The following is a 26,900-nucleotide window of genomic DNA, read 5'->3' on the forward strand; positions in this document are numbered from 1 at the left end:
TTCTTAATGTAGCCCCCTATTTTTTTATAATTACATTAATGCTCCAAATAGCCTAAAGAACCCTTCTTGAAATTTAATCCATGTACTTCTAGACTTATACCATTCCATTGTTACAAGCTTACTTTTATTCATATCAATTTTAAAAATGTCTGCGCATTTTGATGAAAACTTTCTATCATATATAAATGCATTAACTTCAAAATCTAATCTAAAACTCCTTATATCCATATTTGTTGTTCCTATTGTTGAAACTTGACCATCTATAACAACCATTTTGGAATGTAAAAAACCTGGATATAAATAAACCTTAATTCCATAATCCATTAAAGCTTGAATGTATGAAAAAGTAACCCGGTAAACCATTTTTTTATCAGGTATTCCTGGTATCATAACCCTTACATCTTTTCCTGACATTGATGCAATTTGAAGAGCTTCAAGAAATGATTGATCCGGTATAAAATAAGGAGTTTGAATAAATACAGATTCTTTTGCGCAATTTATCATCTTTATAATTCCTCTTTTAATCTGCTCTCCATTAGCGTCAGGTCCACTACTTACAATTTGAACTGCAATTTCACCTGATTGCTCTATTTTAGGAAATAACTTTTTCCTCATTTTTTCTTCATTAATATTTTTTTCATTTGAACAATAATACCAATCATTTATAAATTTCACTTGTAAAACTTGAACCGCTGAACCCGTTATTCTAAGATGAGTATCTCTCCAATGAGTTTTTTTTTCACCGAGATCCATATATTCATCACCAATGTTCATTCCACCTAAATACCCAATTTTACCATCAATAACTACAATTTTGCGATGGTTTCTAAAATTAGCTCTAAGGTACGTGCCTAATTTTAAAGGAAAGAATCTATTAACTATTCCCCCAGCTTTTATTAAATCTTCATACATACTAAAAGGCGTAAGGAAGCTTCCAAAATGATCATAGATTATCCTTACATCAAGTCCTTCTTTAGCTTTCTTTGTTAGTAAACCAACTATTCTTTTACCTATATTATCATTTTTAATTATAAAGTATAATATGTTTATGGATTCAGTAGCCTCTTCTATATCCTTAATAAGCGACTCATATTTATCCTTTCCATTGGTAAAGATAGTAATGTCATTGTCTTGCGTTAATATACTTTTGCTTGCATTAATATGCATCTCCATAATGTCATAATAATTTGCATTGTTTGCATCTCTAAAAATTACTTTGTTATTTTGCAGCAAATATTTTTGCTCAAATAAAAATTCACTATACTTTTCATCAATTTCTTTTTTTCCCTTAAATACCTTTTGCTTGCCAAATCGCATACTTCTACCAAAAAATAAATATAATATAAATCCGAGTATGGGTAAAAACGTGAATATTAATATCCACGTGCTTATTTCCACTGTGTTTTTTCTTTCTACATATATTGCTGTTATGATAAATAATAAATTAATAATCATTATGAATTCAAATGCATGTAAAAAAAAGAGTATGTTCATTAAGTATCCTCCTAATACGAATATTGTAACAACTTCTTTGGCATATAAATCAAAATATACTAGGCTATTTTTTAATATGTCTTAAATGAATTATAACACTTTTTTACAATAAAAGTGTTAATTTTTATATAGAAAGCACTGTTTAGAGCTGTACACCTATTTTTACATAAAAAAGTGGATTTAAAAAAATCCACTTTATATCTATATTCTAACCCTTTGACATCTTAATATTCCCTTTTTCATTGAAAACTTCTTTCCAGGCTTTTTCAGCTTCTGGAGCAAAATCATTTGCTAATTTATCAAGTTGTCCCATAAATTCTGGATCTTTTAGCATCTTTTCTGCACTTGGATCTGTCACATGAGCACCAACTTTTTCAACTATTTTTCTTACAACCTTTGTATTATCAATCATCATACATGGCATAAGCATGTTTTTATTGTAAGGTTGGCTTTTTCTAAGCACTTTAAAAAACTCTGTCTTAAATGCATCTAAAATGGGTTTGTCCTTAACATTATAAGTTGAAAAATGTGCAAATATACAAGGTTCAACTTCTTCTTTTGAATTTATATGGCAATAGTATTTTCCTGCAATACAACCACCAACGTAAGGTGCATCATTGAAGAAATCAGCTGCAAAATATGGCTTTGTAACTCTTATTTTTCTTACTCTTTCTCCAAGCGTTAACCTTTGACTTGGTGTAAGCATCATACTTACATCTGGTGATTCACCAATTGGCATGTATATGAAATACCAACCTATTTTAGCTCCTTTTTTTACTAGCATATCAATAAATTCATCTGAAGTTACTGTGTCCATATTTGCTGTTGAAGTTGCAGATGAAACTCCAAATAACATTCCTCTTTCTCTAAGTAAATCCATGGATGACATAACTTTTTTAAATACGCCTTTTCCTCTTCTAGCATCTGTTTCTTTTTCAAAACCTTCTAATGAAAACATAGGAATAACATTGCCAAGTTTCTTTAATCTATCTGCTATTTCTGATGTTATAAGTTGACCATTTGTAAATGGTGAGAACATAACATCATTATACTTTTCATAAATATCTAACATATAGTCATTTATGAAAGGTTCTCCTCCAAGGATAATTATATAATATACTCCAAGATCTCTAGCTTCACCTATTATTCTATCAAGCTCCTCGATTGGAATATCATCTTTTTTACTATATCTAGCAGCATAACAACCTGAACATTTTAATGTACATCTCATGGATGGACTTATTAAAATTGTAAAAGGAATCATTGTATCCTGCTCTTTTAAATATTTAGCTCTTTTTTCTCCGCCAAACCAAACTGCATTAGCAAAGAAATTCACAAAAAATTTCTCTAAACAATGTTTATCAGTTGTCTTTACTATGTCTTGTATAAGTGTATTAACAGCTTCATTGTTAGTATATAAATCATATACGGCATCAATTTGTTTCATGTCTTCTGGTTCAGTAATGGTATGTTTTATCATGTCAAAAATTCTTTCAACATTCTTTTCGGGATCTTTTTCTAGTAATTCAACGATCTTTTTTACAAACATTTCTTTTGTACGGTTTTTAACTTTTTCTACTACGTTCATCTTTCATTCCTCCATAAAGTGTATAAATCATAACATGGAAACCACATACGCTGTAAAAAGTTCAAAAAGTTCAATTACATTTCTTGGATTTTTCCCAGTAATATCTTGAATCTTTTCAAATCTATAGTTTAATGTATTCCTATGTATATGTAGCTTTTCAGAAGTAGAATTGACTTCCCCATTATTGTAAACATAAGCTGCTAATGTCTCCAACAGATCCGCCTGTTTTCCTTCCTCCTTAAGCTTCTCAATAACGTTGTTAAATTTATAGTCATCTTTAAATTTTGCAAGCATAGAAATGAAGCGCAAGTCTTTATATAAAAAAATGTTTTTACTACTTTCTAATTTTTTCCCTATATTTAACGCTGTAATAGCCTGTTTCACAGAGTTTGAAATTATATGCTCTTGTAGCCCTAAACCAATATCAATACCATTGTAAAGTTCCAAATCCAGACATCTTTTTATTCTTTTAATAGTAGGTCTATCAGAATTCATAAATACAACTATTGTATTTGTATTTAACAATAATATATATTCATCTTTCTCTAGAAAGTGTTTAAATGCATTCTCTACCTTTTTAGACGATAGCTCATTAAAACCTATAACTACTGGAATGTATGAAATATTAAGATCTATTCCAAGAGATAAACCCCTTTCAAGAAAAGCTTCTGAGTATTCTTCTGTTTTATAAGAAAGTTCATACAAAAATTTTTCTATCTGTTCTTCCTTTATTTTACGCTGATTTAGCGAATGTTCTTGGTTAATCAAAAGTTCAGCAGTAACACTCACAAGCTGACTAAATTCCTTTACCACCTTTGGGTTACCTGCTATTCCTATGACTCCAACTATGTTTCCTTCGGAAAAAATAGGAGAGTTAACTCCCTTTTTTACAGCTAGAGAAGAGGCATCGTCATAAACTTCTATCATCTTGCCAAGTTTTAGTGCTTTTTGAGCACCTGAATGTACCTTATACATTCTTTCCTTGTCTCCACTACCTATGATGACACCCTGCTCATCAGTAATAATAACATTGTAGGGGATGACACCCATCATCTTATCCACAATTTTTTGTGCTAGCTGTTTTGACAAATTCACCATAATGTCTCTCCTCTTTGTAAAAATATAAATATATTAAAACCTCTCTAAATTCAACTATTTATATTAAGCTTTGAAAAATTTTTGCAATTATTGGTGCTATAATAACAGTTATTAGTCCAGTTAACCCTATAGAAAGGCTACTCATACCACCTTCAATTTCACCTAGTTCAATTGCCTTTGATGTACCGATAGCATGCGATGAACATCCTAATGCTATTCCTTTCGCTACTTTATCCTCTATTCTAAAGACTTTAAAGACTACTGGTCCAATTATTGCCCCAAATATACCCGTTATTATTATTGCTGCCACCGTTACAGATTGAATTCCACCAATTTGCTGTGAAACTGCCATTCCAATTGGTGTAGTAATAGATTTTGGAATCATAGATAAACCTAATTTTTTTGATATTCCGAATAAATTGCATAATAGTACTATGGTTATCATGCCACCAATAGTTCCAAAGGAAATTCCTGCGACTATGGGTAGTGCATATGCCTTTAACAGTTTTATCTTTTTATAAAGTGGTACTGCAAGAACTACAGTTGCAGGTGAAAGAAGAAAAGTTATAAATTGACCACCATCATTATATTCTTTAACACTAACGTTAAAACATTTTAAAAATATAATTAATAAGGCTATACTTATTAAAAGTGGATTCAAAATAGCCAATTTAGTTTTTCTGTTTATAATACATCCAATTTCAAAGGCTACTAGAGAAATCATTATCGAAAATAATGGCATAGATATTAATTCTTTCAAGTTGTTCAGCTCCTCTTAAATAATTGAACAGTTATTCCTGTGATGACCATTGCCACAATAGTAGATATAATGACTATAATAATTAAATAAGGCCAACAATTTTTTATTGTGCTTGCGCTCGTAATGAGTCCAACACCAGCAGGAACAAAGAAGAAAGGCAAGTGTTCCAATAAAAAATCACTTACTGTTTCTACAGCTTCAAGTTTTATAATTCCAGTACATAAAAAAACTACTAGTAGTATCATCCCGATAACATTGCCGGGAATTGTTAAGTGTAAAGATCTACTAAGCAATTCTCCCAAAAAACAAAATATAAGAACAATTGCAAATTGTCTTATGAGCTTCATGAACGTTTCCTCCTTTCTTCTTAATACACGCATCTTTGTTCATTTGCATCAATGTCGAATTCATAAATATAATTTTAAACCAATTTTCAACTATATTCATTAGTCAACTGATTTACGTTTTTTTTATTTTTTTGTGCATCTGAACAAAAAATGCTGTAGAAATCGTATACAATATTTTTATTTGTGCCTATTTACTATATATTGTATACAAATTTTTTCATATTATAATATTATGTAAGCTATATTACATATATTATAATAATGTTTTTTTCATATTTAGACAATATTTTATATAAAATATGTAATTAAAAATCATTCTAATTTCTTTGATCCATAAATATGTGAAAAAATGAAAACAGGAACTATAACCCAAACCACCATCACTAATAAACTGAAACCCGAATAAAATAATCCTTTACCATTGATAATATTTTTGATTACTAAATCCATATTGGATATTCCTAACAGTAATAATATTTTTGATGTTACCACATTTATATTTTCTACAATTGGAATCATATATAAAAGAGATATTATTATAATAGAACAAATCATAGCTTCAGGTTGATTTCTACACATAAGACCTATTAGTGTGCCAATTAAAATAATTCCAACTAAAGAAATAAACATTAGAATTGCAATTTGCAAAAAGGTTGTAAATTTTAATTTAAATGCAAATAGCGAAAGCATGTTAGATAATAGAGAGAAAAATAGGCAATGTAAAAGTTTACCTACTAAAAATTCATAGGAATGTACCGAAAATAATATAAGGGCATCCAGAGTTCTGTTATCTTTTTCTTCAGTAATAAGATATGGTGGCAAAAACAATCCAGAAAATATAATTCCAGAATTAATGCATATGTTAATTTTAAGACTGGGATCATTAAATATATTAGAATAAAATATAGTGAAAAAAGTCGGTAGAAATAATATTATTAATACGATAGGATTTCTATAATAATCTTTTAATTCTTTAATAATTAAGGCTTTGACTGTTTTTTTAGTGAAACGCATTTTAACACCACCAGCTCTAATATAATTTTTTTGTTTTATAAATTAAAATGAATAGTAAGGAAGGTATAATTAACCATATAAAAACTATTAATAAGCTGTATCCAGAATAAAGAAGTCCTTTCCCATTTAAAATATTTTTTATCATAAAATTCATAATTGAGACATTGATAAGATTATTAATGTTGTTAAAAGTTTTCATAAGCGAAAGCATAGGCGCTAACAGTAAAATCAAAACAAATGGGAGAGAATACATTAAAGATTGTATAGAATTCTTAGATATAATTCCTATAAGGGACATTAAAATCACTTCACTAATAATTACTATAAAAATCAATATGCACAATGAGGGAAGATATCTAAAATTAACTTTAGCTAGTAGTAACATACAGGTACTTGTTAACATTGTTATTAGTACTGTTGGTAAATTTTTACCAAGAAGAGATTCTAGAGAGCTTATTCCAGAAAGTATTAAACTATCCAGTGTTCTTTTTTCTTTTTCTTCTACGATATAGAAAGGAGGAAAAAGAGTACATGAAAATGAAATATTATAGTCTAATGCTAAAGCAATATTAAAATAACTTAAGCTGCTACTACCATGCTTAAATCTATGAATTAAAAAAATTATAAAAAACACTATTAAAGAAGCACTAAGTACAATTAAAGTGAATGGGTTTTTATAATAATCATTAATCTCTTTAATAAATATAGCTTTTATATGCCTAATTGATGACCTCACTTCAATTTCCTCCCTGTGACTTTAAGAAATATTTCTTCAATGCTTGGCTCATAAGAATGTATAGACTCAAGTTCATCTGTTGCAATCCATAATCTTATCTTCTCAGCATTTTCTGCATTTTTACTCAAAAATATCTTATTATCCTGACATTTTAGTTTAACTTGAATAACTGGTTTTGCATATTTTAATTTTAAATTTTCGGGGGAATCAACTTCCACAATGGTTCCATTGTTTAAAAATGCAATACAATCACACAGTTTGTCTGCTTCTACCATGTCGTGCGTTGTTAGAAATATTGTTGTTCCTTCTGAATTTATCTCTTTCAAAAGATTATGTATTTCGTTTGAAATGAAAGGGTCCAGTGATGAGGTTGGTTCATCTAAAAACAATAATTCAGGTTTATTTATTATAGACCGAGCTAAAATTAATCTTTGTTTCATTCCTTTAGAAAGTTTTTTAACAGTCGTTCTTTTATCATTACCTAACCCAACTCTCTCCAAAATATCTTCTATAGATTTTTTATCTGCACCACATATATCAGCAAAAAGTTTCAAGTTGTCCCAAACTGTAAGCCTTTCATAGACACCACTATTGTCACTTAAAATACCAACTCTACTTAATATACTTCTATCAAATGAATAAACATCATTATTAAGAATAGATGCCTTACCAGAGGTAGGCATAATTTGAGATGTTAATATTTTTATTGTGGTGGTTTTTCCAGAACCACTAGGACCTAATAGACCAAATATTTCATTTTTCCTCACATTAAAAGTAATGTTATTTAAAACTACTTTATCTTTGAAAACTTTTCTTATTTCCTTCATAAAAATTACGTTTTCCATAATTAGCCTCCATTTTAATATCAAAAACAAATTAATACCAAGTAATAAAAATTATTTTTGGTTTCATCCAATTTTTTAATATGATTTTAATTAATGGGATATATTTTATCATTATACTTAAAAGGATAATGATAGTAAAATTTATATTTATTTATATAATTGTATATTGTTCAACATGTCATTAAAATTATTACATTCAAGATATCTATTTTCTAATCAATAAATATATTAATTTCCATAAAAATTTTTTTGCATTTTTTCTGCTCACAAAAATGTCTATTTCCAAGCTTGTATTTTAAATTTGCATGTTTGTCAAACTAAAGTCCATAGATCAAAAATAAGCAAGTCTACACACTCTGTAAACTTGCTTATTTTCTTATATTATTATCTGTTATATTAACTGAATAAGTCATTTGAACATAAACTATCTTTATTAATGTGAAAACTTAGTAACGTATTTAACTATTTAGCATATCTACATTTATATGGATTGTATTGGTAGATTTAATCATTCCATATGGCATCTCTTGATCAAGCTGAAAGACATGAGCTTTTATATTTTTCATAAAAAAATCCCCTCTCTTAAATTAAATTTATTGCTAATAATAAATATTTTTCACATAGATTTTCCTTAGCTTGCTTTAAATACATAAGTGCTAGTTTATTATAAATATACTTCAGTTCGCATTTATTTTCAGTGGTTTTTAATATCTCTGTAATTTTAAGATAAACCTTTTCTAACTTTTTATTATCATCTATTTTATCGTATACATCGGCTAATAGAAGATTTCCTTTTAATAAATATTCTAAGTTTTTATACTCATCTGAATACTTTAATCCTAGTTCTAATTTTTCTATAACATCATCAATCAAATTTTGTTTTAATAGGACCTCTGATTTTTCTATAAGTGTAGATCCTAAATTTGCTCTATCTACCTCAATTCTAAACTTTTCAGACATTTCAAAATATTTCATACTTTCTTTAAAATTATTTTTAGCAGCATATGCTCTACCTAAATTAACATATGCATAACCTAAAAATACATTTTTGTCATCTGTAATCTCCGAAAGTAATTCTTTGTAAGTTTCTATTGCCTTATCATAATTTTTTTTGCTTCATAACAACCCGCTTTAATACCATGTCCATAAATATAAAACGCATGTGATTTATCACTAATTGCCAAATATTTTTCAACGGTTTCTAAGGCTAAATCTATCTTATTCAAATATTTATAAGCATTAGCTAAGTTATATAAAGACATCTTTTGAACTTCTGGATTGTCATAAACAAAAGCATAATATTGACTTAAATTGAAATAAACTATCGCTGTATCATGTTGAGCATTCTTTCCTTTGCATGAACCCATTCTAAGATAAATCTGTGCCAACTCTTCATTCTTACCTATAGTTTTATATATTTTTATAGCGTTATGATAATTCACACAAGCATTATCATAATCTTTCTTTTCCTCATTAATTTGTCCAATTTTAAAATATGTTTTAGCTCTAACTCTAAGTAAATCGTACTTTTCTGATAACTGCAAAATCTCGTCAATTGTATTTTGATTTATCTCGTCGTTTTTTAATTGGCCTAAACAATAAAGCTCAGCATCTTCATTGGGAGAACGCATTAGATAATCAGCATCTACATTCAAAATAACATTAAGTTCATTAGCTTTTTGTTTAAATTTTTCCGCTAATTTAATGGCTGTAGCATAACTTATGTCTTTCTTACCTGTTTCAATCATACTTATAAGTCCTCTACTAACCTTTTCCGTTTTCAAATTTTCCTGTTTTAAATCTAATTGTTCTCTTAGTTTCTTAACCTTTTCACCCATAGTTAAAAAATTCATTCCCTCACCTTTTACCACAATATTCTATATATGTATAATATACAACTATCCTGAAATAAAAGCAACATTTTTAAGTGTGATAATGTTTTTTATTTTATGATAGTCTTATGTGCTATTTAAAAAGGCTTACCTTCAGTTACTTTTTTAACTATTCACCTTAAATTCTATTATAGTAATCCTTGCACCCAACTATATGAAATATAAACAACACTGCAAATATTAAAGTTAACATTGACCATATTGGCAAGTCTTTAAAATGTCCTGCATTAACTAGTCCAATTATTCCTCCTATCACATAAAAAACAGTAGCTGCTATAGTCATACCTTTACTTCTATTTGACATAATTGACACTATTCCAGCTATAAGCATACATAATGCTAATAAAAATCCAGCCAACCAACTTATATCTTTTGCATTTCTTACTTCCACAGCATGTGATTGAAAGACAACAAATACAAATAAAACAATACTAATTATTCCAATTACTTTTTTCATGAAATTCCCTCCTAAAATAATAGCTTTATGTTATATTATAACATTTTATATATAAATTACAAATGTGCTAGCAAGTAAATTAATTTTAACTAGAAATTATTACTTTTTTAATACAAGCTTTTATTCCAAATTATATACTTATATCGAAAGAGGTGGTATTATTATGAAAAAAATCAAAACTAAGTTTTCTTTGCTAATAATGTCTTTATTCTTCCTTGTAGCTACTGCCATAAACTTTTTACCTATGCACACTAATGCTTTTACTATGGCGTCTACCAAAAATACTGCTAGTACCGTTACCATTATTAATGACTTCCAAGGGGTAGCAAATTACATTCATGAGTACAATAAACTACCTAGCAACTATATAACCAAAGAACAAGCTGAAGAATTAGGCTGGGAACCTGGTTTTAATTTATGGGATTATGCACCAGGCTGCAGCATAGGAGGAGATATATTTACAAATAGTGAAGGTGTACTTCCATCCGCCCCTGGACGTGTTTGGCATGAATGTGACATAAACTATAATGGTGGACATAGGGGTGCTGATAGATTAGTTTATTCTAATGATGGATTAATTTATGGTACTTCAGATCATTACAATACATTTACGCAATACTATTAGTGAACAAGGTGATTATTTATGAATATTATTGAATTGAATGGTGCCGAATTTAAAACTAGAACAGAACTTCATATGATACTAAAAAAATGCTTGGATTTGCCAGATTATTATGGTGCTAATTTAGATGCATTATGGGATTGTATTACTACCGATGTTAAACTTCCAGTTAAGATCGTTTGGAATGATTTTAACAAGAGTAAAGAAAACTTAGGTGATTATTCTTATTCTGTAGTAAAGCTTTTTAGAAATGCTTGCAAATATCATAAGGATAAATTTACATTTATTTTAAATGAATGAGTTCTAAATCTTGAAACTAATCCTTAATGAAGTATAGTCTTACCATTTGTAATTGACGTAAAGTTTATAAAAATAAGCAAGTCTACATTCTCTGTAAACTTGCTTATTTTCCTATATGGTAGCCCCAACGGGAATCGAACCCGTGATTCCGCCTTGAGAGGGCGATGTCTTAACCGCTTGACCATGAGGCCATATCATAACTGTATGACATGAAAAACTCCATGTCATACATTAATTAATATCATATCAATATTATTCCCATTGTGCCGCTGTACTTAAAAGTCACACCCGCATCTTAGCAGGTGGGTTTCTCTCAAATTCCTTCTGCCTACTTCGCCTAAGTTGGAAGCTTGACATCTATAATTGTTATTGAAAATCCCTAAATTTATATGTCGGTTGAACATATAAGCCTTACGAACACCTCAGGATTGGTACGTGTATTATTATAACATTTTTAAAGTTAGTTTCAAACTTAAATTATTTTATTTTAAGCCATTGCATGGTTTTATATCCAATATACTCTATGTTTCTAACAAATGCTACCATTTACTTTTATTTTTATATTTTTAAATCGTCAACTGCTTTTTCTACGTCTATTTCTTGACCTCTATTAGCAAATTCAGCTATAATTTCTGCATATTCAATTTGTTCTTCATCAATGTCGTAAGTTATGAATTGTGCCTCTAAATCAAATTCCTCAGAACAATTTTCAATTATTTCACCAACATTATCAACTACTATATCATTTAAATAAGGTATGAAAAATTTATTATACCAGATTTCGCCTTCTGATTCCTCTTCACATTCGTCATTAGCATAAGCTGATGCTGCTTCAATTTCAGAATCATCAAAATCATAATAAAATCTTACAATTAAACTTTCATCCTTATATTTAATTTCTTCTACATCCTCAAAGTCATTTGATTTTAAATACTCTATTACAGTTGTTTTTTCCATTTAAATACAAACCTCCTTATATTACCTAATTACTTACAGAAAAACTTTTTTAATATTTATAAGCTTTTTTGGTTAAATTTAATATCAAAAGCTTATTCCTTAACTATGATAACACATATAAGGCTATTTTATAAATAATTATATTTTTTTATATGCATGTTTATTTATTATGGTAATTTTGCAAATGTTCTGTATATTTTTTTAAGTCTTTATATTTTTTCTAATTGCTATATAATCAAACAGTAGTCAAACAATACGTTTACTTTTGGAGGTATGAGAAATGGATGTTAATTTAATAGGCGTTCCATTGTTTTATGGATCTGATAAAAAAGGTGTGGACCTCGGCCCAGACAAATTGAGAGAGAACAATATAATTAATGTTATAGAAAGTAACCATCATAAAATATATGATTTAGGCAATTTATATGTACCAAAAGTTGCTGCTGAAAATAAATACTTAACAAATGCTGACATGAAATATTTAGCACCAATTGTTGAAGTAAATAATAATTTAGCTCAGCAAGTTTACACTTCACTTAAATCAAACTGTTTTCCATTTATAGTTGGAGGAGATCATTCTCTTGGCATGGGTAGTATTGCAGGTGCAAGTAAATACTATAAAAACCTTGCTGTAATATGGGTAGATGCTCATGGAGATATAAATACGGATAAAACCTCTGACACAGGAAATGTTCACGGAATGCCTCTAGCAGCTTCAATGGGCATAGGATCAAAAGATCTTACTGATATATTTTATGCTGGCATAAAAGTTAAGCCTGAAAATGTATTTATTATAGGTGCAAGATCCCTTGATAAAGGTGAGCAGGCTCTTACTAATGAAAAAAAACTAAATGTATATTCTACTAAGGATGTAGCTGAGAAAGGTATCAAACCAATATTAGATGAAATCTACAACAAACTATTATATAGTAATGTGGATGCAGTTCATCTTAGCTTTGATATTGATTGTCTTGATCCTTCATTTGTGCCTGGTACAGGTACTCCTGTTTCCGATGGAATGAATGTTGACGATGCTAAATATCTAATAAAATATCTATTTGAGACAAATATGATTAAATCCATGGATTTAGTTGAATTTAACACTCTTCTTGATAAAGGTGATACTACAACTAGATTGGTTTTAGATTTGGTTAATTGGACATTTAAGTATATGTAATCCTAATATTAAAAGACCTTCTGGCATAACCAGAAGGTCTTTTATCATCCTCTTTTTTGAAGATGCTTTCGTAAACTATTTATCAATTTTTACTATTTATAATAATTCCATAAATTTCTCTACAAACTCGTCTGCAGCTTTGTATTCTTTTTCTGCTGGTACAAATTTAAATTTTAAACCTTCTGGTACTACTTTAAATTTAAGACTTTTAAGTCTTTCTGTAAGCATTGGCACTCCTTCACCGCTCCAACCAAACGATCCAAAGGCACCAGCTGCCTTTCCTCTATTTGTTATAGCTGAAACATGTGAAAGTAAATCCCAAGAAGGTTTTACAGCATCTTGGTTTATTGTAGGAGACCCTATTAATAATCCGCTTGCAGCTTCTACAAGACTATTAGCCTCTTCTGGATCTATTTCGGTTATTTCATGTACCTCTGCTTTAACACCTTTTTTATTGATAACCTCAGCAAGATAGTTTGCCATAGCTTCTGTATTTCTATAGGCGCTTATATAAAATATTTGTACGTTTTTTTCACTTGTTTTTACCTTAGCCCACTCTCTGTAAAGTTTAATATATTTGTCAACATCATTTATGTGTAGTGGTCCATGACTTGGTGCTACTATATCTAGCTTTAATCCCTCAATTTTATCTAATCCCATATTAACAAATCTCTTAAATGGGGACATTATAACATCAAAGTAATATTTCATTTCAGTTAGATAATCACCTGCACATATGTCCGCTATAGAATTTTCAGGGCAATAATGACACCCCATTACATCACAAGTAAACAATGTTTTTGCACCTTCAGCATATGTAAACATAGTATCTGGCCAATGTAAATTTGGTGCTGATATAAAGTTAAGTTTTGTTTTTCCAAGATCAAGTGTTCCAAGCGCTATAGCATCTTGATTTTTAAAGTCTTTATTTACAATTTCCTTTGCATAAGTAATTGCTGCCTTTGATGCAATAACTGTTGCCTCTGGATACGTTTTTATTAATTTAATTAAAGAACCACTATGGTCTAGTTCTGTATGTTGAACTATTATATAGTCAACTTTTCTTTCACCTATAACTTCTTTTATGTTTCCTAAAAATTCATCATAAAATCCATTTTTTACGGTATCAATTACTGCTACTTTTTCATCATCTATTAGATAAGAGTTATATGTACTTCCCTTTTTAGTTTCCATTATTATATCGAAAACTCTCAAATTTTCATCTTTTACTCCAACCCAATAAATATTTTCCTTAATTTTCTCGCTACTCATCTAACCAACCTCCTAAAACATTTCATACTTATTCTATCACACTGAAAATTTTTTTCAATTGAGCATGTTCACAAGTTTGTTACAGCTATCATAAAGTCCAATACCTCAAATTATATTATCAACGGCGAAATTTTATCTTCAAAACATACATATTCAAGATGCAACGCTCTTGTAAGTGCAACATATAATATTTTCTTGTCAAGTTCATTTTCTCCGTAATTTTTTTCGTTACAATTGTAAATTACACTGCAATCAAATTCAAGGCCTTTGGTCATATATGAAGGAATTATTATTTTTTCTAATTTTACATTTTTATCTGTATCTTTTATAATGTCCCATTTATAACTACTATGTTTCTTTAGAAATGTATTTATATACTTGCATTCCTCATAAGTTCTTCCTATAACTGCAACGTTTTGTTTTCCACTTTCCTCACACATTTTAACAATGTCGTCCAATGTTTTTGCAAACTCTTTATTTCCTTTAAATTGAATAATCTCTGGTTCTTTTCCATGTCTTAAAACAGGTTTTGCAGGTTCTAAACAATTCTCCTGCTTAGATAACACTTTATTGGCAAAATCAATTATTTCCACAGTAGAACGATAACTTTGAGTTAGCTGAACATAATTTGCAGAATCATTAAATACATCCTTTATGAGCTTCTCCCAGCTGTTTATTCCCTTATAGTAATAAATGCCCTGACCAGTATCACCTACGATTGTAAATGAATCATTTAATGCCATATTTTTTATAACTGCATATTGAAATGCGCTGTAATCCTGCGCTTCATCTATAACTATATGTCTAAAAGTGAAACCTTCTGGAACTCCCTCAATTTTAAACTTTAAGTACATAATTGTAGTTAAATCATCACTGTCAATAATTCCTTTTTCATTATTGCTTTCAAATTCGTTTATTACATATTCCCAAAGGTTTTTAGGTACTGACTTTTCTGCGACTTTTTCTAAAATTTCCTCATCCTTAAGCATTTTGTGTAATAACGCCTTTGTATCTGAATGTTTCCATTTTTCGAAATATTCCTCTATACCTTCTTTGGAAAGCTTAATGATTTGTTTCTTCTTAGCATCTCTCTCATCATATATTTCTATTATTTTTTTTCTTCTATCTGGACTGTCTTCTACAGTTTTTTTAATTCTTGCTATAATATATTCATAATTAAAAGACATCTTCTCAATAAGTTCTGGCAATCTCTCTTTAATTTTTATTTTAAAATACCTCTTTATTTCATCTTTTCTTTTGTCTAAAGGTAAATGTGCCATATCTTTTATAAATAATCTTTTTATTTCAGCTGCTTTAAAAATAGTAATGCCGTCAACTTTAATATCCTCAGTTTCAGCATCTTGAATTTCAATATATCTTATGTATCTGTCTAAAATTGTTTTGTAAAGAAGTGACCCTTTAAGTCTGCTGCTCTCTGTCAAATAATTTTGCTTTTCCTTTGATTCAATTACAGCGGAAAGTTTTTTGTCTTTAGTTAAGACCTTTCCTTTAATTTGAAGAGTTTTTACTGCAAGCTCCTCAAATGTAAGCTGCATAACCTTATCAATACCAAGACTTGGTAAAACCATTGATATGTAATCTAAAAACAATTTGTTTGGAGCAATAACTAAAATATCTTTTCCACTTAAAGTTTTGTTATATTTATATAAAAGATACGCTAATCTATGTAATGCTATTGTAGTTTTTCCAGAACCTGCTGATCCTTGCACTATAAGTGGTAAATTTTTTCCTGCCCTTATTATATCATTTTGTTCTTTTTGAATAGTTGCAACAACATCTTTAAGTTTGCTACTTACACTTTCTTCAAGATTTATTTTAAGGAACTCATCTGTAAGTGAATTTTCATTATCACCAGATTTTAATATTATCTCATTTATTCCTTCATCAAACGCATCAGTTAGTACACCATCTCTTATTAAAAATTTACGTTTTAAAGTTAATTCTCCATCAATAAATCCATCTGGAATTTCATAAGATGTTTCACCTTGTGTTTTACTATAATAAAGGTCTGCAATTGGAGCTCTCCAATCTATTACAATTTCATCTCCAGTTTTGCTATCTCCAAGACCGAATTTTCCTATATAAAAACTTTCATTATCTTTTCTTTTTTCTTTAAAATCAATTCTTGCAAAATAAGGTTGATCTTCTGCTTCTATGTATTTTTCTAAATTTTTGTGAGTTATCTCATATAATTTTTGGGATGTTTCTAGTTCTTCACTATATCTCCCCCTAGATTCTTTCTTTAACTCAGCAATTTTTTTCTTAAGTTCATTATCGTTTTCATCAGCTAAATGTATTTCTTTTTGTATCCAAGTTTTAGTGTCCTTAAGTCTCTTTTTTTCAAATTGAAAATCACTTTTTTCTATTGCCATTTCAGCACCTCATTTCGTAAGAAAATTTTGTATATGCAACTTAATATTATATATCTACCGATTAATTTATTCAATAGTTGCACTGTTTATTTAATGTGCCTTAAACATAATTTTCTTTTCCTCTTATGGATACCTCTCCAGATATAAGTTCTTCAATTTCTCCACTCTCATATTGCACTACCAAACTTCCATTTGTTTTAATATCAAGTGCATTTGCTTTTTTTGCTTCACCTTTTTTTATTACTCTTATTTCTTTTCCAATCAAAATAGATTTATTTTTACAAATTGAAATAGATTCTGTAATATCGTCTTTCTCAACATAATTTTCATATAATCTTTCAAAATTATTCAAGATGTACCCCGTAAGCTTTTTCCTATCAACTGCCCTCTTTGTCTCTAATTTAAGCGAAGTTGCTACCTTGCTTACATCTTCTCCAAAATCTTCACTATCCACGTTTACATTAATACCAATTCCAAGCACTACATAATTAACCATTGTAAGTTCACAGCTCATCTCAGTTAATATTCCACATACTTTTTTATTATTTATTATTATGTCATTTGGCCATTTTATGAGGCTTTCAATTCCCATATTTAAAAGTGCATTATTAACTGCAGCTGCTCCAATTTGAGTTATTAGTGAAACTTTCATTGGTTCAACATCTGGTTTTAAAATAATCGACATCCAAATTCCTTTATTTTTTGGTGATACGAAATTTCTTCCGAGCCTTCCTTTTCCACCTGTCTGTTCTTCACTTATTACTACCGTTCCATGTTTTGCTGCTAAAGCTAGGCTTTTCGCTTTCTCGTTTGTGGAACCTACAGTGTCAAAATGAACAACATTCCTTCCAATAGTTTCTGTTTCTAGTTGATCTTTAATTTCTTCATAAGTCAGAATATCCGGACATTTAAGGAGTTTATACCCAAGTTTTGGCACAGATTCTATTTCATAGCCTTCTTCCTTAAGCTTATTTATATACTTCCAAATGGCAGTTCTAGTTACCCCAAAACTTTCTCCAATATTACTTCCAGATACATATTCATCTTTATTTTTTTTTAATAATTTTAGCATATCACTTTTCAAAATTTTACCTCCTACTAAATATATAAAAAATTCTACTTACAAACTGAACAAAGAAAAACACCATAACGAATATCAATGGGAAAAAATATCTGCTTTGTCCTTCTGTTATAAATTGAGTTATGCTGAACATATAAAACAACATCAAAAGATACAGTTCAAATTTATAATTTATATTATTCTCATTATTTTTCTTTTTAAATATATCTATAATTTTCATTACACTTAATATAAGAATATAAAAAAGTGCCGGTATAAAAATCAATTTTCTTATTAATTTAACACACTCTTGTAATAAATTTTTTTGTCCGTATGTGAAACCAGAACCTGGAAAAGTCCAAAAGGTATCTTCTGCCGCAAAATATGTATTTTTAAGTCTCATAAAACCTAGCTCCACAAACCTTTTAGGATGTGTTTTTATCCATTTCATAGCTGCAGCCTTAAATATTTTACATCTAACAGCTCTATTACCATTTTTATACGCACTAGTTTTTACTACAGAATTCTCCACATCACTTGAAGACATCCATCCACCAGTATTATTTTTAGAATTGTTATTTATGTAAAGCACCACTCCACTATTTGTTGAAACATATGTCAATTGATTCATTAATTTTGAGTTTCTATATATAAGTGGAGATATTGTTAAAAGTGCAAAAACGAGCACTATTAAACTAGATATAACAGTTTTCTTTATTTTTCTACTGCAAATTAAATCCACTAAAAATATTCCAAACACATATTCTAAAAATGACGCGTGTATAATTGTAATATAACCAGTTATAATTCCAATAAATATATATCTATATTTAAACTTACTTAAATATAAATGTGTTACTAAGAGTAACGCTGTTGTCATTAATATTTCCTTAGCTAAAATGCTGTTATAAAATATATTATTAGGAAACAACACAAATAATAAAAAAGTTATCTTTCTGACATCTTCTCTTATTTTTATCTTTTTTAATATTTTATAAAACAAGATATAGGATATAAGTGTTAAAACAATGTTAAATATTTTTGCTTTAATTATTCCTGTCCCAAATATAAAATAAACAATTCCTAAAGTTATTGGATACCCAATTGCCTGTCTTGTATCTCCTAAGAAACCACCCTTTGATATATCATTTGCTAGCTGGTTATAATAATTAAAGTCGGATATTGGTGTAGTCTTAATAAATATTACCCATAAAGCACTTAATATTATTCCAAATATAATAACTATATAATAGTAATATTTTTTTAATTTATCTACTAAAAGCTTCATAAAATCCCTCCTCTTCGTATATTACCTAAATCAATAAAAATAGCGCTTCCTTTACACGAGGAAACGCACTATCTCCATATTTTTGGCCTAATTTATACACATGGTAAATTTTTCAGCCTCTCTTAAATGCAGATTTCACCACTCGCTTTGCAACATCAAAAAAGCTTAATGAAGAAACCATCTTATTTGGATCAACATACTTTCGAACGCAACGAAGTACTTTTTTTGCTTCTTTAGAGGAAAACGTATAGGTACCATTTTTCTTTGTTTTTATCGCATATCGTGGAATCCACTTTCCTTTTAATAATACGGAGGCAATGACACAGTCAACTTCTTCCCAAGGAATTTGAATATATTTATTAGTATTACGAGAATTATAAAACTCAAAGCCTTTATCGCCAATCATGATTTTTCCATACTCAGAAAGACCTGTAAAGGCTGTTCCATCAATTACTAAATCCACATTTTTATTGAGTGATTGAACCATATGATTTACCTCTTTTCTACTTATACACACATTTGTTTTTATTATATATTTATTATATATTTTTTATTCGTTTCTATCAAGCTGATGATGTTTTAAGATTTTAATTTGAATTTTCTTGGATATCTACAATGTTTAATTACCATTTTAACTATTTTATATTTTAACAAAAGCCTAGACTAAAAAGCCTAGGCTAAGTTAAAAATATTACATTAAGCCGATTAAGTGGAATACGATACCTATTGCGAATAATCCAAGGATTATAACAATTGGTGATACTTTCTTCTTAAGTAGCCACATACAAATAAATGTTATTAATAATCCTGCAAGTCCAGGAATTAATGAATCCAAGTTGTTTTGAAGTGTTGTAATCTTATGATCAGTTAATGATAACCCACCTGCTTGTTGCATTAGAGCCTGTTTAACTCCATTTGTTCCAGCTGGAAGTTTACTCCAATCAATGAAGGCACCTTTACTTAACTGAACTGAAGATACTACTGGTGCAAATTTAACTGATACCCATCTATTAACTAGTGATCCCAAAATAAACATACCAAGGATGGATGCTCCTTTTGTAACGTCTTGTAGTATTCCACCTGTTAAATCATCAGTAATATGAGAGCCTGCTTTGTATCCAAATTCTTGTGTATACCACATGAAGCCCATACGGATAATATTCCAAGCAACAAAGAATATTATTGGTCCAAGAATGTTACCACTAATTGCAAGAGAAGCAGCTAAAGCTCCTAAAATTGGTCTAACTGTAAACCAGAAAACTGGATCTCCAATACCTGCTAAAGGTCCCATCATACCAACCTTAACACCTTGAATAGTTACGTCATCAATTGGCGCACCGTTTGCACGTTCTTCTTCTAGGGCTAATGTTACACCAATTATTGGCGAAGCTAGATATGGATGAGTGTTAAAGAACTCTAAGTGACGTTTCATTGCAGCTACACGTTCTTCCTTAGTCTTATATAATTTTTTAATTGCTGGAATTAATGTGAAAGCCCAACCACCACTTTGTGTTCTTTCATAATTCCAAGAACCTTGGATGAAAGTTGAACGCCACCAAACAGAAATACGATCTTTTTTTGATAATTTTAATTCATTTGCCATTTTCGTGTCCTCTCCTTTCTTAGTATCTATCGATAATATCGCCCAATGGATCACCGGTATTTGAGCCACCACCATTACCTGAGCCGCCTTGTTTGCTAAGCGTTAAGTAAATAAGAGCTAAACATACTCCGATTGCACCTAGTCCGATAAGTGTAATTTGTGAAACAGTTGCTAATACAAATCCGATTGCAAAGAATGGCCATACTTCTCTTGTAGCCATCATGTTTATTACCATTGCATAACCAACAGCAACAACCATTCCACCACCTATTGCTAAACCATCTGTTAACCAAGTAGGCATAGCTTGAAGTAATGAACGAATAGGGCCAGCACCAATTGCTAATATCAATACTGCTGGGATTGCAATACGTAAGCCCTGCAAAATAATAGCAATGACATGCCACATCTCAATTTTCCCCAGATTTCCTTCTTCAGCAGCAGCATCCATAAAATGTATAATAGCTGTAGCGATTGTACGAGTAATAATTGCTAATAATAGTCCTGCAACTGCTAGTGGAACTGCAATAGCTATAGCTGAAGAAACCCCTGCTTTACCTTGACCACCAAGAACTAAAATGATTGCAGATGCAACAGCTGCTACGGCAGCACCGATATTTGCCCAACCTAAGGCAATCATTTGAAGAGTACCGCCTAGGATCAGGCATGGTACTAAATTACCTGTAACTAAGCCGATTAACGTACAAGCAACTACTGGTTGATGGAATTCGAATTCATCCATAACACCTTCCATACCAGCTAGAAATGCTACGAATACGACTAATATCATTTGAATAATATTTAGATTCATGATTATTAATCCTCCTTTTTATTTAAATAGCTAGATTATTTTAATTTATTTAATTCCTCTTGTGCCCTCTTTAAAATTTCGTCCATATTTCCGTTTGAATCACCTGGAACCTTACGAACATCAAAATCAAGTCCAGCTTTTTTAAGCTTATTGAAGGTATCAATATCTGCTTGATTAAAAGCAAGCACTTTGTTTGGTTGAACTTTACCTTGAGAATGAGCCATAGAACCAACATTGATTGTCTTCAAAGGCACACCACCTTCTACTGCTCTAAGTACATCTTGTGGATTTTCAAAAAGAAGCAATGCACGTTGACCACCAAAATGCTGATCATCTTTTGCAAGTTTAATCATTTGATTAATCGGAACAACATGAGCTTTAACACCAGGAGGGGCAGCTTGTTGAATCAACTTTTTACGAAGATCATCTTTAGCTACTGCATCTGACACTACAATAATTCTTGTAGGCTGCATAGTTTTTGTCCAAGCAGTCGCTACTTGACCATGAAGTAAACGAGAATCAATACGAGCTAAAACATATTTCATTAAACCTGGTGCACCTGCATTAGATTGTCCTGCAGAAGCTACAGAAGCCTTACCAGTATCTGCTGGTTCTAATTCTTCTGGTTTAACTTTAACTCCTTCTCTAGCTGTTTTTAAGATATTAGCCGCAATTTCCTGTGCGGATTCCATTGAAAGACGTGAACCATAGGCTTCAATTACCATTGGAAGATTCATACCAGCTACAATTGCCCACTTATCTTTGTGTTCTTCAAATAGACTGCTTGCTTGGTTGAATGGTGTACCACCCCAAAGATCAACTAAGAATAAAACCTCATCTTGGTTGTCAAAGGACGCAATTGCATCTTTCATTTTTGCTTTAACATCATCAGGAGCTTCACTAGGCATCAACGTAACAGCTTTTACGTTTTCTTGTTCTCCGAAAATCATTGTACCAGATTGCAATATGCCTTTAGCAAATTCTCCGTGACTAGCAAGAATAATTCCTACCATCTTTATACCTCCTATTTTTTATTTGTTACAGAAAAATTTATATAAAAGTTCTGAAGAACCTGTAACCAAAATTAATGATATCGCTTACATTTAAAACCAATTAAACTTTATAGTTTTGACATTAAACTTACTTTTAAATCTGAAGAAACTTTTCTTATTTCTAGTTCAATACCTCTTTCATTTAATTTCTTGAAAGCTTCAATATCTTTATTATCTACTGATACTGCATTAGTTATTTGCTTTTTTCCAGCTTTAAATGACATAGCACCAATGTTTACACTGTTTATTGGTACTCCACCTTCAACCATTCTTAAAACGTCAGTTGGATTAGTGAATAGAAATAGTACTTTATCCTCTTGGTTTTTTGCATTGTTATAGACCCTTATTGCTTTATTAATTCCTACAACACTTGCTTTTATTCCTGGAGGTGCAACTTGCTCCAAAAGCATCTTCCTAATTGGATTCCTTTCTACATCGTCATTACATACAATTATTCTTTGACACTTTGTGTCTTTTGCCCAAATTGTTGCTACTTGACCATGTATTAATCTGTCATCGATTCTTGTAAGTACTATATTCATTGTAAATCATCCTCCTCATCAGCACCTTTATTTGGTCTATGTGTACAAATGTCACATTTTTGTTTTCCAAATATCATTTCTGATGATTTCAATATTTCTTTTGACAAACTACTATAAGTCCCTGTTCTAATTGTTATTACGTTTACATTTTTTGAATTTCATACTTCTAAGTTGTTACACTTATATATATAGCAATTGTCGTGCCAAAATAGTGTATTGTTTTTTATATTTCTGTTAAATCTTTTAAAATAGCCGTTTTTTTATTTCAATTTTTTTAATATTTTAAAACACTAATACACTTTTTCATAATTTTAATACTCTAAGTCTATATATAGTATTAAAATTTCTAAAATAAATTAGCTATATAAAAAAGTGTATCCTATTGTATTAATTAATTTAAATACTTACTCAATCATTTCTGATAAATAATATATTTCATCTTGATTTAAGCTTATATTTAAAGATTCTTTAAATATAATATTTGCTTCTTCTATAATCTTAACTAAATTAGAATTTAACTTTGTTATATCTCCTTTGTATTTAAGTCCATCCCTTATAACCATTCTTTCTAGCGAGCAACCAATATGGACCATTATTCTTATTCTTGTAGCATTATTAAAATTAATTTTTGTTTTTTCTTCTAATACACTTACAAATTGATACAATACACTTATTATCTTTGATGGGTTTAAATACGTTAAAAATTGATTTAAACTGTCTTCGCACAAGTCTTTTGCAACTATATTGCCATGATTACCTTGCACCTTAAAATTCTTTTTCTGTATTATATTCATAATTACATTTTCGCCTTGCCCGCTAATCAGCTCTTCAAGGGAAATAAACGGTGCATCTATATTGGGATTTACAATACCAACCGATGCAATAATATTATGTTTTTTCTTAATAGTTCTTATTGTATTATTTATATCCTTTACACTCACAGGCAAAATTTCAATTTCTTCTTTTGTTGTATTAGTAACAATGTTTGTCACAAGCTCTTTTAGCTTCACTGCTGTCCCTTCACCTGTAGAACATATTGTTACAATCACATTTTTCTTACCTGAATGATTTTCTGTTTCTTCTTCCAAACTACTGTATCCTCTAAAATCTTTTAATGTATTGTATATACTATCTAAATCCATATCCAAAATATTTGCTTTTCTAACAGCCTCAAGTACTAAAGAAGTTGTTACCATATCTATTGTCTTAACCTTTAAATCAGTTTTCTCCATTATTATAGAATCAAAATTTGCAAGGGATCCCATGTCAACTAATAGAAGTATTCCTTTTCCCATATCAATTTCTCTAGCTTTTTCTATTATATCATCAAGTATTTGGGTTGGATTTACTTCAAGTGGCATATCTATTGCCTCTATTACTCCCTCTCCTAATAATTGCTTTGTAACATTTACCATACTGCTAGCTGTGCTACTACCATGTGCTGCTACAATTATTGCAACATGTTGATTTGTTTGTTCTTCAGTAATTGAACTAATTAGAAGTGTCAAATATATCACCTCAATTTTAGGTACAACTACATCATATCTCTTTTCAAGCATTCCTTTAATCTCAACTGCAATATTAAATTCTGTTCGCTTGTCATTTATTATTCCTTCTATATTAGTATATTTAAGATTCTTGTGATTACTTAATCTATTTAAAAATGAGCTTAAATGAAGACTTAATGCATACAAAAACCTATCATTTAAATTTCTTTTTAATTTTTTTTCAATTTTATTCATTACTTCTTCAGAAAAATCAAGTATATCCTCATCTACAATTTTTAATATTTTATTCCTACCATCCTCATCATTTTTTACTTTATTGTAAAATGATTTAATATGCACATTAATATCTGTAGTAATAAAATTATTTATGTATTCATCATCAGCTCCACCATCTTTTAAAATTGCAGCTTTATCTTCTATTATTTTATATAAGTTAAATGGAGGATCATATGGATCCTTATCAATTAACATATTATGCCCTTCTGGTGTTATTATTATTTGCGAATCTAAATACTCAGATATGGCCTCCATCTCTTTCCTTTTACCACTTAAGTGAAACAAACCACTTTTTATATCTGATGGAAGTGATTTAAAATTTATTTCAATATAATCCTTATTATTAATACTCTTTAAAAAAGCAGTTGCACATACAAGCTGTATATTTGATTTCATCTGTCCGATATTACCATATGAAGTACTGCCTATAATTGCCTTAACAGCCTCATCTTCTATCTTGATTACTTTATTTACTCTGTGTGCCTCATTTGATATCAAAAACTTAATCAAATCAACTTTATCTTTTATAGATCTCTTTTCAAAACTAGGAATTGTTATTATTATAGGTATTCTTCTTATAAAGGTTTTTAAAAGCGATGAATTAGGATCTTCTGTAGTTGCCCCAATTATCAAAACAGAAGACTCTCTATTTCTTTCAGTTTCCCCTAATCTGTTAAACTTTCCTGTATCCATAAAATAAAATAACATTTCTTGGCCTTCTGGAGGAAGCCTGTGTATTTCATCTAAAAATAAAATACCTCTGTTTGCCTTCTCAACAATTCCTGCTTTTTCACTATCTGCTCCCGTGTACGCTCCTTTAATATGACCAAATAGATGCGAAATCAAAAGTTGTGGATTGTTATAATAATCAGCACAGTTAAACACTATAAATGGAGCATCTTCACTCAATCTATTTACGTATTTGGCTTGATTGTACATCATGTTTGCAAATAAAGTTTTACCAACACCAGTTTGACCAACAATTAAAGTATGAAGACCATTAGGTGGATATAATATAGCTGCTTTTGCCTGTTCAATTTGATTTCTTAAACTTCCACTTGCACCAATAAGTCTATCAAATGGGGAGTTTTCTTCTGCAATTGTTTCTACTTCTTTTTCTTCCCCTATTATTTCATCTATAGCTTTTATTTCTATGGGTCCCTCTGAAAGTTTTTTACCTAGCAACCTCTCAATACATTTTTTATCAATATATAGTACTGGCCGAGTTCTTATCTTTATTATTTTACCCTGTCTTGATAGTTCATTTAATTCCATACTCACGTTATTTCTTAATATATTTAGATTTTCAGATATTTCTGTTGAACTTAATCCAATTTTTTCCTTAAGAGTATCAATATCAAAGGTTTCACTTTGCTTTAAAATATAATCATATATCTTTTCTATTCTTTTCAATTAGATTTCCTCCTATAATAATATTGATACACTATTTTTATTGTATCAATATTATTATAGAAGTTATATGTATAAGTTTCAATGCTACAATTTTATGTATTAGTGATTTGTTTAATAAATAAAATTTTTTATTCGTAATAGTTAGAAATTGCGAAGTAAGTAGGTTAAAGAATTAACGGTAATGCCGTTAATGGTGAGAGAATTTGCTTTCAGCAAAAGGTTTATGATGATTTTTCTACGCTATGCTGCGAAAAATCTTTGAACTTAAATGTATAATAATCTGAAGTATGTTGCCATTCATTTTTTTGACCGAAGGTCGTAATGTTTAGCGTATGAGTATTTATTAGCATATTAACCAATAATATGAACACTAAAGGCTACGCCTAAAAGCAAAACCT

General features: G+C 29.6%; 25 protein-coding genes, 1 tRNA gene, 1 other RNA gene and 1 pseudogene. 4 read left to right on the forward strand and 24 right to left on the reverse strand.

Annotated elements, in window-relative coordinates; translation table 11 throughout:
- Positions 1-30: 30 nt before the first annotated feature.
- From cls to B8978_RS04820, 6 genes are all read right to left on the reverse strand, one after another.
- The gene (gene cls, locus B8978_RS04795; RefSeq protein ID WP_084114268.1) at positions 31-1,494 is read right to left on the reverse strand and encodes a cardiolipin synthase; all 1,464 of its coding nucleotides are present in this window, start codon (positions 1,492-1,494) and stop codon (positions 31-33) included.
- Between the two features lie 208 nt (positions 1,495-1,702).
- Positions 1,703-3,082, reverse strand: a complete 1,380-nt coding sequence (locus B8978_RS04800) for a radical SAM/SPASM domain-containing protein (RefSeq protein WP_084114270.1) — start codon at positions 3,080-3,082, stop codon at positions 1,703-1,705.
- A gap of 27 nt (positions 3,083-3,109) precedes the next feature.
- Positions 3,110-4,180 (reverse strand): CdaR family transcriptional regulator, encoded by a 1,071-nt coding sequence (locus B8978_RS04805; protein WP_084114272.1) that lies wholly within the window; start codon positions 4,178-4,180, stop codon positions 3,110-3,112.
- 58 nt (positions 4,181-4,238) lie between these two features.
- A complete protein-coding gene (locus tag B8978_RS04810; RefSeq protein ID WP_084114274.1) occupies positions 4,239-4,940 on the reverse strand; it encodes an LrgB family protein in 702 nt (233 codons plus the stop codon).
- A gap of 5 nt (positions 4,941-4,945) precedes the next feature.
- Positions 4,946-5,287: a CidA/LrgA family protein gene (locus tag B8978_RS04815; protein WP_084114276.1), complete on the reverse strand. Its 342-nt coding sequence runs from the start codon at positions 5,285-5,287 to the stop codon at positions 4,946-4,948.
- 312 nt (positions 5,288-5,599) lie between these two features.
- Complete coding sequence (locus tag B8978_RS04820) at positions 5,600-6,301, reverse strand: ABC transporter permease (protein WP_084114278.1); 702 nt, start codon at positions 6,299-6,301, stop codon at positions 5,600-5,602.
- A gap of 164 nt (positions 6,302-6,465) precedes the next feature.
- Here B8978_RS04820 and B8978_RS19460 point away from each other — a divergent pair, with 164 nt between their 5' ends.
- Positions 6,466-6,813 (forward strand): hypothetical protein, encoded by a 348-nt coding sequence (locus B8978_RS19460; protein WP_207651868.1) that lies wholly within the window; start codon positions 6,466-6,468, stop codon positions 6,811-6,813.
- Positions 6,814-7,033: 220 nt separating this feature from the next.
- On the opposite strand, the gene B8978_RS04830 is transcribed toward B8978_RS19460, so the two are convergent.
- The 5 genes and pseudogenes from B8978_RS04830 to B8978_RS04845 all read right to left on the reverse strand — a co-directional run bounded on the left by B8978_RS04830 (position 7,034) and on the right by B8978_RS04845 (position 10,231).
- Positions 7,034-7,882: an ABC transporter ATP-binding protein gene (locus B8978_RS04830; protein ID WP_084114282.1), complete on the reverse strand. Its 849-nt coding sequence runs from the start codon at positions 7,880-7,882 to the stop codon at positions 7,034-7,036.
- A gap of 582 nt (positions 7,883-8,464) precedes the next feature.
- On the reverse strand, positions 8,465-8,842 hold the full coding sequence (locus B8978_RS04835) for a hypothetical protein (RefSeq protein ID WP_242950478.1): 378 nt from the start codon (positions 8,840-8,842) through the stop codon (positions 8,465-8,467).
- 6 nt (positions 8,843-8,848) lie between these two features.
- Positions 8,849-8,974, reverse strand: a pseudogene (locus B8978_RS20490) (hypothetical protein); the annotation flags it as partial.
- Positions 8,971-9,735 (reverse strand): helix-turn-helix domain-containing protein, encoded by a 765-nt coding sequence (locus B8978_RS04840; RefSeq protein ID WP_084114286.1) that lies wholly within the window; start codon positions 9,733-9,735, stop codon positions 8,971-8,973. The pseudogene B8978_RS20490 and the gene B8978_RS04840, both read right to left, overlap by 4 nt.
- Positions 9,736-9,892: 157 nt before the next feature.
- A complete protein-coding gene (locus B8978_RS04845; RefSeq protein WP_084114288.1) occupies positions 9,893-10,231 on the reverse strand; it encodes a hypothetical protein in 339 nt (112 codons plus the stop codon).
- Positions 10,232-10,394: 163 nt separating this feature from the next.
- Between B8978_RS04845 and B8978_RS04850 the strand changes: the two genes are divergently transcribed.
- Complete coding sequence (locus tag B8978_RS04850) at positions 10,395-10,856, forward strand: ribonuclease (protein ID WP_084114290.1); 462 nt, start codon at positions 10,395-10,397, stop codon at positions 10,854-10,856.
- An 18-nt stretch (positions 10,857-10,874) separates the two neighbouring features.
- Positions 10,875-11,153 carry a barstar family protein gene (locus tag B8978_RS04855; RefSeq protein ID WP_084114291.1) on the forward strand — a complete coding sequence of 93 codons (279 nt, stop codon included), beginning with the start codon at positions 10,875-10,877 and terminating at the stop codon, positions 11,151-11,153.
- A 116-nt stretch (positions 11,154-11,269) separates the two neighbouring features.
- Here B8978_RS04855 and B8978_RS04860 read toward each other — a convergent pair.
- The 3 genes from B8978_RS04860 to B8978_RS04870 form a co-directional block, all read right to left on the reverse strand.
- Positions 11,270-11,344 (reverse strand) — tRNA-Glu (locus tag B8978_RS04860).
- 60 nt (positions 11,345-11,404) lie between these two features.
- A non-coding RNA gene (gene ssrS / locus B8978_RS04865) (6S RNA) lies at positions 11,405-11,585 on the reverse strand.
- A gap of 126 nt (positions 11,586-11,711) precedes the next feature.
- Positions 11,712-12,110, reverse strand: coding sequence for a hypothetical protein (locus tag B8978_RS04870; protein ID WP_084114292.1), 399 nt, complete (start codon positions 12,108-12,110; stop codon positions 11,712-11,714).
- A gap of 280 nt (positions 12,111-12,390) precedes the next feature.
- Between B8978_RS04870 and rocF the strand changes: the two genes are divergently transcribed.
- A complete protein-coding gene (gene rocF, locus B8978_RS04875; protein ID WP_084114294.1) occupies positions 12,391-13,287 on the forward strand; it encodes an arginase in 897 nt (298 codons plus the stop codon).
- A gap of 96 nt (positions 13,288-13,383) precedes the next feature.
- Here the strand turns inward: rocF and B8978_RS04880 are convergent, their stop codons facing one another.
- From B8978_RS04880 to B8978_RS04925, 10 genes are all read right to left on the reverse strand, one after another.
- Entirely contained in the window at positions 13,384-14,559 is a 1,176-nt protein-coding gene (locus B8978_RS04880) for an FprA family A-type flavoprotein (RefSeq protein ID WP_084114296.1), read from the reverse strand.
- A 110-nt stretch (positions 14,560-14,669) separates the two neighbouring features.
- Entirely contained in the window at positions 14,670-16,952 is a 2,283-nt protein-coding gene (gene helD / locus B8978_RS04885; protein ID WP_084114298.1) for an RNA polymerase recycling motor HelD, read from the reverse strand.
- A gap of 100 nt (positions 16,953-17,052) precedes the next feature.
- Positions 17,053-18,036, reverse strand: a complete 984-nt coding sequence (locus B8978_RS04890; RefSeq protein ID WP_084114300.1) for a biotin--[acetyl-CoA-carboxylase] ligase — start codon at positions 18,034-18,036, stop codon at positions 17,053-17,055.
- A gap of 4 nt (positions 18,037-18,040) precedes the next feature.
- Positions 18,041-19,300: a hypothetical protein gene (locus B8978_RS04895; protein ID WP_084114302.1), complete on the reverse strand. Its 1,260-nt coding sequence runs from the start codon at positions 19,298-19,300 to the stop codon at positions 18,041-18,043.
- A gap of 112 nt (positions 19,301-19,412) precedes the next feature.
- Complete coding sequence (locus B8978_RS04900) at positions 19,413-19,787, reverse strand: DUF956 family protein (RefSeq protein ID WP_084114304.1); 375 nt, start codon at positions 19,785-19,787, stop codon at positions 19,413-19,415.
- A gap of 204 nt (positions 19,788-19,991) precedes the next feature.
- Positions 19,992-20,903 (reverse strand): PTS system mannose/fructose/sorbose family transporter subunit IID, encoded by a 912-nt coding sequence (locus tag B8978_RS04905; RefSeq protein ID WP_084114306.1) that lies wholly within the window; start codon positions 20,901-20,903, stop codon positions 19,992-19,994.
- A gap of 19 nt (positions 20,904-20,922) precedes the next feature.
- On the reverse strand, positions 20,923-21,711 hold the full coding sequence (locus B8978_RS04910) for a PTS mannose/fructose/sorbose transporter subunit IIC (protein WP_084114308.1): 789 nt from the start codon (positions 21,709-21,711) through the stop codon (positions 20,923-20,925).
- A 35-nt stretch (positions 21,712-21,746) separates the two neighbouring features.
- Positions 21,747-22,724 carry a mannose/fructose/sorbose PTS transporter subunit IIA gene (locus B8978_RS04915; protein ID WP_084114310.1) on the reverse strand — a complete coding sequence of 326 codons (978 nt, stop codon included), beginning with the start codon at positions 22,722-22,724 and terminating at the stop codon, positions 21,747-21,749.
- Between the two features lie 107 nt (positions 22,725-22,831).
- Positions 22,832-23,305, reverse strand: a complete 474-nt coding sequence (locus tag B8978_RS04920; RefSeq protein WP_084114312.1) for a mannose/fructose/sorbose PTS transporter subunit IIB — start codon at positions 23,303-23,305, stop codon at positions 22,832-22,834.
- A 404-nt stretch (positions 23,306-23,709) separates the two neighbouring features.
- Complete coding sequence (locus B8978_RS04925) at positions 23,710-26,502, reverse strand: sigma-54-dependent transcriptional regulator (RefSeq protein ID WP_084114314.1); 2,793 nt, start codon at positions 26,500-26,502, stop codon at positions 23,710-23,712.
- Positions 26,503-26,900 lie beyond the last annotated feature (398 nt).

It is taken from the genome of Clostridium acidisoli DSM 12555 (assembly GCF_900176305.1).
In the GTDB taxonomy this organism is placed as follows: domain Bacteria; phylum Bacillota; class Clostridia; order Clostridiales; family Clostridiaceae; genus Clostridium_I; species Clostridium_I acidisoli.